Origin of the sequence: Streptosporangium sp. NPDC006007 (genome assembly GCF_040614315.1) — a bacterium.
In the GTDB taxonomy this organism is placed as follows: Bacteria; Actinomycetota; Actinomycetes; order Streptosporangiales; family Streptosporangiaceae; genus Streptosporangium.
The window spans coordinates 64,065-74,288 of the sequence record NZ_JBEXUG010000003.1; the positions used below are offsets into that span (position 1 = coordinate 64,065).

General features: G+C 68.7%; 8 protein-coding genes. 4 read left to right on the forward strand and 4 right to left on the reverse strand.

The features are described 5' to 3' along the window. The first annotated feature begins 341 nt into the window (after window positions 1-341). Both ABZ194_RS03275 and ABZ194_RS03280 read left to right on the forward strand, forming a co-directional pair. A complete protein-coding gene (locus tag ABZ194_RS03275; protein WP_355591682.1) occupies window positions 342-1,682 on the forward strand; it encodes an AAA family ATPase in 1,341 nt (446 codons plus the stop codon). Continuing rightward, window positions 1,682-3,139, forward strand: a complete 1,458-nt coding sequence (locus ABZ194_RS03280) for a hypothetical protein (protein WP_355591684.1) — start codon at window positions 1,682-1,684, stop codon at window positions 3,137-3,139. Before ABZ194_RS03275 ends, ABZ194_RS03280 begins: the two co-directional genes overlap by 1 nt. Before the next feature lie 405 nt (window positions 3,140-3,544). On the opposite strand, the gene ABZ194_RS03285 is transcribed toward ABZ194_RS03280, so the two are convergent. After that, window positions 3,545-3,967, reverse strand: a complete 423-nt coding sequence (locus tag ABZ194_RS03285; protein ID WP_355591687.1) for an SRPBCC domain-containing protein — start codon at window positions 3,965-3,967, stop codon at window positions 3,545-3,547. A gap of 147 nt (window positions 3,968-4,114) precedes the next feature. On the opposite strand from ABZ194_RS03285, the gene ABZ194_RS03290 reads away from it, so the two are divergent. Continuing rightward, entirely contained in the window at window positions 4,115-4,606 is a 492-nt protein-coding gene (locus ABZ194_RS03290) for a VOC family protein (RefSeq protein ID WP_355591690.1), read from the forward strand. Between the two features lie 119 nt (window positions 4,607-4,725). On the opposite strand, the gene ABZ194_RS03295 is transcribed toward ABZ194_RS03290, so the two are convergent. From ABZ194_RS03295 to ABZ194_RS03305, 3 genes are all read right to left on the reverse strand, one after another. After that, window positions 4,726-5,925: a pentapeptide repeat-containing protein gene (locus ABZ194_RS03295; RefSeq protein ID WP_355591693.1), complete on the reverse strand. Its 1,200-nt coding sequence runs from the start codon at window positions 5,923-5,925 to the stop codon at window positions 4,726-4,728. Between the two features lie 261 nt (window positions 5,926-6,186). Next, window positions 6,187-7,551, reverse strand: coding sequence for a hypothetical protein (locus ABZ194_RS03300; RefSeq protein ID WP_355591696.1), 1,365 nt, complete (start codon window positions 7,549-7,551; stop codon window positions 6,187-6,189). 283 nt (window positions 7,552-7,834) lie between these two features. Beyond that, window positions 7,835-9,607, reverse strand: coding sequence for a biotin carboxylase N-terminal domain-containing protein (locus ABZ194_RS03305; protein ID WP_355592164.1), 1,773 nt, complete (start codon window positions 9,605-9,607; stop codon window positions 7,835-7,837). Window positions 9,608-9,895: 288 nt separating this feature from the next. Here ABZ194_RS03305 and ABZ194_RS03310 point away from each other — a divergent pair, with 288 nt between their 5' ends. Further along, window positions 9,896-10,168 (forward strand): WXG100 family type VII secretion target, encoded by a 273-nt coding sequence (locus ABZ194_RS03310; protein WP_184755698.1) that lies wholly within the window; start codon window positions 9,896-9,898, stop codon window positions 10,166-10,168. Window positions 10,169-10,224 lie beyond the last annotated feature (56 nt).

Below are 10,224 nucleotides of genomic sequence, written 5' to 3' on the forward strand. Positions count from 1 at the left end.
TCTGAAAAGTCTTCTGCTGCGGTACCTGAATGCGACCATGGCGTCGCAGAGGGCTGGTGGTAGGCCGTCACCTTACCCGTGGACCCTCGACGCGAGTGGCAAGGCCAAGAAGTACGGGCACCTGCCTGACATCTGGTCTGACGTGGCGATTCTGGCCCGTGGCCGGTCCGGTAGCACGCTGGTCGGCGTGTTGACCGCCAGCACCCCCTTCGCCGCCTGGGATGTCGCCGACCGCTACATGGCGGTCCATCGCTTACCGTGACCATGATGAGTCGGCGCAAGGCGGCGGCCGCACAGATCCTCGCTCTGCACCAGCAGGCGCTCATCACCGGAGTCCTCCAATGAGTCCTTCCTCTGCCGTCGTACGTTTCGACGAGGCTCGGCCCATTGCCCTCATCACGGCTCGTGAGGTGGCGGCCGAAGGTGTTGACAGCGTGCTGGTGCGGGATGTTCTTGGGCGTCTCTGCCTGGCTCTCGATGACCGGCGCAGGGAGTTGCCGGCGGACGGCGTTGCCCGATGGCGTGCCGAGTTGACCGAGCGTCTCGGCCGGTACGCCGCTCCGAACACGGTGTTACTGGCCTCCGAGCTCTTTGCGGCGGAAGCCGTCTTTGACTCTCCTCGCATAGTCGATGAACCGGGGCTGGGAAGCGGTTCAGGGCGAGGGTGCGTACGTGCGCTCGACAACACCGTGGTGGGTGAGGACTGGGCCCACGTCACGATGCCCTTGGCCGAGGTGGCCGGCGTCCGGACCGCGCGCATCGCGCTGTACGGATTCAAGGGCGGTGTCGGCCGGTCCACGGCCACGTTCATGCTCGGAAAGCACCTTGCCGACCAGGGACAGTGTGTTCTTGTCATCGACCTCGACCTGGAGTCGCCGGGCTCCGGTCCTCTCCTCCTCGGCGAGGAGGCCATGCCCCAGTACGGTCTGGTTGACCACCTCGTCGAGTTCGCCCTCGGCAATGCCGAAGGGTTGGACCTGGTGGCGCGGGCGTCCGGTGTGGCGGTTGAGGGCAACGGCGAGCTGTGGGTCGCCCCGGCGCGAGGCCGTGGCCAGGAAGGCGGGGCTTACGCGTATGTCGACAAGCTCAACCGTGTCTACGCGGACGTGCCCGGTAGTGCGTTCTTCACCTTCGCCGACCGGCTGGAGCGAGCCGTGGCGGCCTGTGAGTCGGCTGTCGCCGAGCGGAGCCGCCAACCGGACATCATCCTGCTCGACAGTCGAGCAGGCATTCACGACATCGCCGCTATTGCCATCTCCCGGCTGTGTGACCTCGCGCTGCTCTTCGGCTCCGACAGCGGCCAGACGTGGCGGGGTTACCAGGACCTGTTCACTGCCTGGAGAATGTCCGGCCAAGCAGAGGCAATCCGCGAGAAACTGCGGATGGTCGCCTCGATGGTTCCAGACAAGCGACGCGCCGACTACCTGGAAACATTTCGTGATCATGCCTGGACGTGCTTCTCCGTGCTCTACGACGACCTACCGGCCGATGATCCGACCGGGTTCAACCCGAGCCCCGAGGATACTTCCGCCCCTCACTCTCCCATCCCGATCCTGTTCACCCTGGACCTGGTCGGCTTCGACGGAGCGAGCAGTCCGGGATGGAGCGAGCAGACGTTTGTGCAGGCCGCGTATGGTGAATTCCTGAACACCGCCACTCGCCTCATCATCGAAGGGCTGTAATGACCGCCGTTCTCGGAGTCGAGGAACTCCGCGCGCTGCTCAGCGCCTCGCTACCGAGTGCACAGGACGCGGATACCATCGAGCCGACCGTGAACACCCTGTTCACCCCGGATACTCACCGCCTCGCTTTGGATGTGGACGCCACAATCGTCAAGGGCGGGCGTGGCGTTGGTAAGACGTTCTGGTTTCGGTCGCTGCTCGACGAGCGGTTGCGCGCAGTGGCGGCTCATGAGTACCGCATCGACCGGCTCACCCGAATGACGGTCCACGCGGGCTATGGCGCGGACAATGTCCCCGAGCGCTATCCGGGGTCTGCGGAACTTCGGAGCCTTGTGGACGGTGGCGTCGCTCCCTGGGACCTGTGGAACACAGTATTGCTCGTCGCGCTCGGCATGCCGGATCTCGACGACATCTCTTCCTGGAAGGACCGCGTCCAATGGGTGCGGGAACATCCCGCCATGCGAGACCGGGCCATCGCCGAAGCCGACCGCCGGGCCAAGGTGGACGGGGTCCTGCGGCTGATTCTCTTCGACGCCCTGGAGCACCTCCATCGCGACCGTCGTCAGGCGGACCAACTCGTTGCCGGCATTCTTCAGGTCGCCCTGGAACTACGCCTGAGCACCCGCAACATACGGTTTAAAATCTTCATTCGGCCTGACATGTTCGACGGGGCGCTGCTGTTCTTCCCGGATGCGTCGAAGCTCGTTTCGAACGCTGCCGACCTCAAGTGGTCGCCCCCCAACCTGTATGGACTGCTCTTCCACTATCTTGGCAATCATTTCTCCTCTTCGGCGGAGCGATTCCGTGCGGCCACCCCCGGCTGGGGCGAACCCACTCCTGGACGGCACCTTCCGCCGCCGTCCCTTCTCGGTGACGAACAACAACAGTCGGAGTTGTTCACAACGATCGCCGGCCCCTACATGGGGGCGAACTTCCGTAAAGGCCACACCTACACCTGGCTACCCAATCATCTGATGGACGGGGCCGAACAGGTCAGCCCACGCAGCTTTCTCAGCGCGTTGACCAAAGCCGTGGAGGAGACCACCGCCCAGTACGCCGCCCATGAATACGCCATTCATCACGAAGGTATCCGACGAGGTGTGCAGGCAGCGTCCACAACTCGTGTGGGGGAAATCAAGGAGGACCTGCCGTGGGTGCAGACGGCCATCGACCCCTTGGCGGGCCAGCAGGTGCCGATCGATGAGAGCAGCGTGATCGACCTGTGGACTGAACACGGGCTGACAGAGGTGCTTCAAGGACAGGCGACACGTCTCGTCGAGGGTGAGAAGGTGAGAACCGGTCCACGATATCCCGACCGCTATCCAGGACTCATCGAGGAACTCATTCAACTGGGCGTGATGCGACGCCGCAAAGATGGCCGTATCGACCTTCCGGATGTTTATCGCATCGCCTTCTCCATTGGCAGAAAGGGAGGCGTGCCAAGGGTCAAGGCATAACCTTCGGTGTGTGAGGGGTGAGCCCGGCCCCTTCCCCCTCAAGGTCGAAGAGCTGAGTACAGGCGCTCTCCGTGGCCGGCTGCGTGCCGCCCGACCCAGACGGCGCCCTTCATCCCTGAGGGACGCCATGGCGGTCGTACCAACGATCTGCTGTTCGCCGTACCGAGAGGACCTGCCGCCGGTGCTCGGCCGCCTGGACCATGTCGGGACCGACGTGCCCGAAAAACTGGCCCATGTCCTCCAGTCTGGTCCCGGCGGGTGTGGCGGTGCCGAGGATCTCGGCTCCCCGGAGATTAAGCTTCCTCCCGTAGCCCGGACACCAGCGGTGTGGGGCAGGCACGGACCCCTTTTTCCGAGCCGACACAGAGTCGACTCAGGCGAGGTGTCCGTCGCGCAGGGGGAAGCTCACGTCTGGCAGCGGGTTCTCAGGGCCTCGTTGAGGCGGACGACCTGCTTCTCGTATTTGTCGATCATCGGTGCGGCGAGGGGTACCAGCCGTCCCACGAGGGTCTCCCGCTGGACCACGGTGGTGCCCTTCCCGCCGGGGGTGAGGGCGAACTCGTGGATGGCCTCGAAGATCGAGGGGCCGATCAGCCGTCCGCGCCAGCGGAGCAGGCGGCCTCTGTCGGCTGCGAGGACGAGGGTTTTGAAGGTCATCGAGATGCCCCCGAAGGGCATTCGGAGGGCCAGGGGGCTGCCTGCGGTCAGGGTGCCGGAACCGCCGGTGAACATGGGGTTCCATTCGGCGTATCGGGAGAAGTCGGTGAGGGTGTCCCAGACGTGGTCGGGGGAGGCCGCGATGTCGACGGTGGCGGTGATCTCGCGCATCGGTTCCTCATCTCAGGCGGTATGCATGATCACTTTAAGTAGCGATTTCCGGTTTGACCAGAGGTGCCGGGAAACGCCCTGAAAGGTGATGGAAACGAGGGCCGTCCATCTCGGTCTGCCGTGGGCCGCGATGAGGCTGTCCTGGAGATGCGGTGGGCAACGCCCGCCGTGCTGTTCGACGTGCGGGCCATGCCGGCGCCCGCGCCGGTCTCCAAGCCCGTCTCCGCGTGGGCCTCCGACGTCGGTCTCTGCGAGGATCGGGGCATGCTGAGCATCGGAACGGTCGTGCTGGGCGTCGCGGATCTGCGGCGGGCGCTGGACTTCTGGAGCCGAGCGCTGGGATACGTCCCGCGCGCCGGAGAGGTCGAGGACGACTGGGTGGTGCTGGTGCCGCCGGACGGCGGCCCCGGCGCCCGGCTGGCGCTCGGTCTCAGCGAGACACCCGCGCGGGAACACCCCCGTGTCCATCTCGACCTCTACGCCGGGGACGCCGCCGATCAAGCGGCCGAGGTGGAGCGGCTGGTCTCCCTCGGTGCGCAACACGTCGACTGGGACCTCTATCCGGACGACGCCGACTTCGTCGTCCTCGCCGACCCCGAGGGCAACCGCTTCTGCGTCATCGACACCGGCCACCACTGATCTTCCCGCCGGGTACGGCCGCCGGCGAGCGTCGTATCAGGCATCATCCGCCTGACCCGGCGCCGCGTGCCGCCGGGCGTTCCCCGCGGCGGGTGTGAGGTCGCACCGCCGGGGGTGTCTCACCGATGGGATGATCTTGTGCGGAGACGGGCCAGGGCGTTTCTGCCGTCCTGTACGGCGCGCGCCACGAAGTGCAGCTCCTCACCCCGCCTGGCCACGGCCAGGGCGTTCTTGGCCGCCTCGTAGGCGTCGATCGCGCGCCGCCAGTCGCCGTCGGCGGTCATGCCGCCGCGTCCGCTGACCTGGAACTCGTAGTCGAGCTGGTCGATCTCCTCGCCCAGCCGGGTGATGTCCTCCTCGGCTCCGCGCCGCATGAGCGCGAACCGGGTGTTGCGCCTGGTCCGCCGCTGGGCGCTGACTCCCCAGATCACCACGGTGACCGCCAGCCCCACGGCGCTGAGCACGACCATGACGAGCCCGACGGACAGGCCGCCGGGGGAGGTGGTGGACGGCCGTTCGGCGGGGGAGGTGCGGGTGAGGGTGTCGGTGACGAGGGGCGGGGTGGTCGGCAGTCCGGTGACGCCCGTCGGGGTGCCCCTGGCGCCGGTCAGGTCCGCGTCGTCGGCCTGGACGAAGGAGGCGCCCTCGACCAGCGCGCCGGTGAAGTCCGCGCCGTCCAGCTCGGCCTGGGTGAACACGGCCTCTCTCAGGTCGGCGTCCTTGAACGTCGCGTGGCCCAGGTTCGACTGCCCCATCTTGGCCTCGTGGAGCTTGGCCCGGGTGAAGTCGGCCTTGCGCGCCTTGAGCTGGCCGGGGCTGCTCTCGTTGAGGTCGGCGTCGATCAGTTTGGCGTTGGTGAAGTTGACCTGGGTCAGCTCGGCCCGGGTCAGCTTGGCCCCGGTCAGGTCGGCGTGCGGGAACTCGGCCTGCCCGGCCTCGGCGTCGACCAGGATCGCACCGCGCAGATCGGCGTGGTCGGCGTGCATCTGGCCGAGGTCGGCCTCGCTGAGATCGGCGCCGCGCAGGTCGGCGTATTTCAGCGTGGCCTGGGTCAGGTTGGCCTGCCGGAGGTCGGCGCCGCGCAGGATCGCTCCCGTCAGATCCTTCTGGAGAAGCTCCACGCCCCTCAGCCTCGCCTTGGTCAGGTCGGCGCAGCGCAGGCTGTAGGGGAGCTGCGCGCCCCTGGTGAAGTCCTTGCCGCGCAGGTCGGCGCCCTGGCCGGGCCTGCACGGCCCCGCCGCGGCCTGGGCGGGGGAGATCATGGTCCCCGACAGCGCGAAGATCGCTGCGACGAGTGTCAGGGGGATGGAACGACGCACGGAAGCCTCCTTTGGAGCAGTCCCGATGGTGCCGGAGGACCGTTGCATCCCGCTAGACGAACGCTTGCACTTCCGTACGGCCCGGCCGTTCCCCTCGCGCCCCGGACATGACGGGTTCGGGTCCGGCGGGTCCGAGCACCGTGAGGCGGGACGACGAGCCCGGGTATGAGGGGTTCCGGGGTGATGGGGCCGGGCGTGACGACGGGCGCGTCCCCTCAGGGGAGCGCGCCCGTCCCGGCGTTTCAGCCGTGACCGATGTGACTACCAGTCGCCGCCGCCGAAGTCACCACCGCCGCCGAAGTCGCCTCCACCGCCGAAGTCACCCCAGCCGCCGCCGCCGAAATCGCCTCCACCGCCGAAGTCGGCCCCGCCGCCACCGTCGGCCACGCCCTGCTCGTATCCGGCGCCGTAGCCGCCGTGGCCCCAGCCGCCGCTCAGCACGCTGCCCATCATCGTGCCGACCAGCATCGCGCTCATGACGTCGCCGAAACCGCCGTAGTAGCCGTAGGCGTACGGCTGGTAGGCCGGGCCCGCGTCGTAGTAGGGGCGGGAGTGGCCGTCGACCATGACCTGACGGGTCTGCGGCTCGAAGCCGCGTTCAACGGCCTCGGCGTCGGCCGCGCAGGCGGGCACGTCGCGCACCGCGCCCCCGGGCGGAGCCCAGCGGACGTCGCGGACCGAGGGGCCGTGCTGCGGGTTGAAGAAGCACGGCGAGCGCCGCTGGGGAATCGGCTGGTTGTTCACCCGGGCCTTCACGCAGGCCAGGGCGTAACGCCCCTCCTCCAGCGCCGTGGTCACGCCGCGGAGCTCGTCGGGGCGCTTGACCGCCGTCAGCTCCGTCTTGGCCCGCTCGTAGGAGTCGAGGGCGCGCTGCCAGTCCTGCTGGTGGTCGGCGCCGTCGCCCAGCAGCTTGACGTCGGTGTCCAGGTCGGTGATCTCCTCACCGAACTTGGTGACGTCCTCGTCCACGGTCTGCTTGACCGCGGCCAGGTCGGCGGCCTCGCGCGCCTCGCGCTCCTTCTTCTTCTTGCGGGAGTAGAAGAAGATGCCCAGGCCGCCGGCGAGGGCCAGCACCAGGATGCCGATCAGCACACCTCCGCCGCCACCGGAGGAGGAGCCGGAACCGGAGTTGGAGCCGAGGCCGGCGCCGGTGCCCGCGTCATCCGCCAGCTTGACGAAGTTGATCACGTTGTCGGTCGGGCTCTGGCTCGTCTTGGCGCGGCCGAGAAGCTCGTCGACGTCAACGCCCTTGATGTTGGACGTGCCGAGTGGAATCGTGCCGTTCATGACCAGGATGGTGGACTTGCCGCCCACGTCCTTGCGGATCGAGGTGAGCAGGGTCGTCGCCTGGGACTTGCTGGTGACCGAGCCCTTGGGCAGCAGCGCCAGGTAGACCGACGAGGTCTGCTCGACGGCGGTGCGCATGGCGTCGACGGCGTTGCCGGGCAGGTTGGCCGCGGGATCGGCGTAGAAGCGATCCCCGTCCTTCAGCCCGGCGGAGATCGTGCTGGGATCGGGCGCCGCGGCGTTGGCCGCCGGCGCGATCATGAAGATGGCCAGCAGCCCGGCGAGCAACGCGATGAACGCGGCCCCGAACCGACCCGGCACGGATTTTGTGGTGGTCACGGCAGAAAGCCTCCTTCGTCCTGAGAGACGAGTGAGTGGACGTCAGAGTTCCCTCCTTGACCGTATCCGGTCCTGATCCGGGCCCGGTACCGGCTCCGTGGTCCCGGCGCCCCGGTTCCCTCGCAGGTTCCGGTCACACCGTACGACCGGGACATATCGCCCCGATGGCATGCCGGGAGACGGCCGCGACCGGTCGGCGCCGCTTGGGTGGCCCCGGATTTACGGCGTGACCGAAATATCGCCGCCCGGTGACACCTATCGGCGGCCCGGGGCGGACGGTGGGTCAGTCGTCCTTGATGTCGCAGATGGCCTCGCCGGCGGTGACGATCTGCCCGACCGCGGCGGTCAGCCCGGCCACGGTGCCGGCCTTGTGCGCGGTCAGCGGCTGCTCCATCTTCATCGCCTCCAGCACCACGACGGTGTCCCCGGCCGCGACCACGTCCCCGTCGGCGGCCGTCACCTTCACGATGGTGCCCTGCATCGGACTGACCAGGCCGTCGCCACCGGCCACGGCGCGGCCGGCCGAGCCTCGGCGCCCCGGCCGTTCCCTGCGCCCCGCACCGGACGCGCCGGAACCCGCGCCCCCGGCGGCGCCGGTAGGGGCGAAGCCGGACGGCAGCACCACCTCCAGGCGCTTGCCGCCCACCTCCACCGTCACCCGCCGCCGCTCGGCCGCCTCACCCGGCTGGGCGTGCGGCCCCGCGTACGGGGCGATCGCCCCGGTGAACTCGGTCTCGATCCACCGGGTGTGCACCGCGAACGGCTCGGCGGTGAAGGCCGGGTCGTCGACCACCGCGCGGTGGAAGTCCAGCACGGTGGCCATGCCCTCCACGGTGAACTCCGCCAGCGCCCGCCGGGCTCGCTGGAGCGCCTGGGAACGGGTGGCGCCGGTGACGATCAGTTTGGCCACCAGCGAGTCGAAGGCGTCCGGTACGGTCATCCCGGCCGCGTAGCCGGCGTCCACCCGCACGCCGGGGCCGCCCGGCAGGGTCATCGCCGCGATCGTGCCCGGCGCGGGCAGGAACCCCCGGCCGGCGTCCTCGGCGTTGATCCGGAACTCGATGGAGTGCCCGCGCAGCGGCGGGTCGTCGTAGCCCAGGGGTTCGCCGGCGGCGATGCGGAGCATCTCGCGCACCAGGTCCAGGCCGGAGGTCTCCTCGCTGACCGGGTGCTCGACCTGCAGCCGGGTGTTGACCTCCAGGAAGGAGACGGTGCCGTCCTGTCCGACGAGGAACTCACAGGTCCCGGCCCCCACGTAGCCCGCCTGGCGCAGGATGGCCTTGGAGGAGTCGTACAGCAGCCGTTCCTGCTCCGGGGTGAGGAACGGCGCCGGGGCCTCCTCGACGAGTTTCTGGTGGCGGCGCTGCAGGGAGCAGTCGCGGGTGCCGACCACCACCACCTGGCCGTGCGCGTCGGCCAGGCACTGGGTCTCCACGTGGCGGGGCCGGTCGAGGTAGCGTTCGACGAAGCACTCGCCCCGGCCGAAGGCGCCCACCGCCTCGCGCACCGCGCTGTCGTACAGCTCGGGGATCTCCTCCAGGGTGCGGGCGACCTTGAGGCCGCGTCCGCCGCCGCCGTAGGCGGCCTTGATCGCGATCGGCAGGCCGTGCTCACGGGCGAAGTCGACGACCTCCTGGGCCCCGCCGACCGGTTCGGCGGTGCCGGCCACCAGGGGGGCGCCGACCCGCTGGGCGATGTGGCGGGCCTGGACCTTGTCGCCCAGCGCGGTGATCGCCGCGGGCGGCGGCCCGATCCAGGTCAGGCCGGCGTCGATGACCGCCTGGGCGAAGGCGGCGTTCTCGGCGAGGAATCCGTAGCCGGGGTGGACGGCGTCGGCGCCGCTGTCGGCGGCCACCCGCAGCAGTTTGCCGATGGACAGGTAGGTGTCGGCGGGGGTGTGACCGTTCAGCGCGTGGGCCTCGTCGGCGATCTGAACGTGCAGCGCGTCCAGGTCCTGGTCGGAGTAGACCGCGACGCCGGTCAGCCCGGCGTCCTTGCAGGCTCGGGCGATCCGGACGGCGATCTCACCACGGTTGGCGATCAGGACCTTCTGCACCGGCTTCGTTCCCTTCATCACGCGAACTGGGGGCTGGTGGACCTCCAACGGAGTGTAAGCGTCCCCTCATCCCAGGAAAGCGGGGGGTCCGCCTGTCCACCACAGTGGCTTCTCATGCCCCTATAACCCCATGTGTCATGGAAATTCAGCGAAAGAAGAGTGTTAGTGGGTCGGTAGGTGTGGGAAGATCCATAGCCGCTCGGCATAATCCGGGTGTTCCTGTAATGCACTCGCCTATCGTGATTTCGTTTGGTGAGCCCCCCGACACCGATCCCGAAGGAGACTGGCATGAGCCAGAACTTGCTCGGCGGCAATCCCGCGGAAATGCAGCAGATGGCCACCCAGTTCACCCAGCAGGCGGACCAGGTGAGGGCCACCATGGCCGCCTTGGACCGGGAGGCCGCCAAGGTCGGCACCGCCTGGACCGGTCCCGGCGCCCAGCGCTTCACCGAGGCGTGGCAGAACTACCGCGCGGCCTTCCAGCGCATGTCGGAGGAGCTCGCGGAGGCGTCCCGGGTCATCAACACCTACCGGGGCAACATCGAGTCCGCCACGCGCTGACCCCGGCAGACCTCGTTCGCCACGGCGCCGTTCCGGCATTCCGCCCGGAGCGGCGC

Excerpts from the sequence above, each read along its gene's own strand:
- ABZ194_RS03275 (WP_355591682.1), top strand. The coding sequence starts at position 342 with ATGAGTCCTTCCTCTGCCGTCGTACGTTTCGACGAGGCTCGGCCCATT.
- ABZ194_RS03280 (WP_355591684.1), top strand. The coding sequence starts at position 1,682 with ATGACCGCCGTTCTCGGAGTCGAGGAACTCCGCGCGCTGCTCAGCGCC.
- ABZ194_RS03285 (WP_355591687.1), bottom strand. The coding sequence starts at position 3,967 with ATGCGCGAGATCACCGCCACCGTCGACATCGCGGCCTCCCCCGACCAC.
- ABZ194_RS03290 (WP_355591690.1), top strand. The coding sequence starts at position 4,115 with ATGCGGTGGGCAACGCCCGCCGTGCTGTTCGACGTGCGGGCCATGCCG.
- ABZ194_RS03310 (WP_184755698.1), top strand. The coding sequence starts at position 9,896 with ATGAGCCAGAACTTGCTCGGCGGCAATCCCGCGGAAATGCAGCAGATG.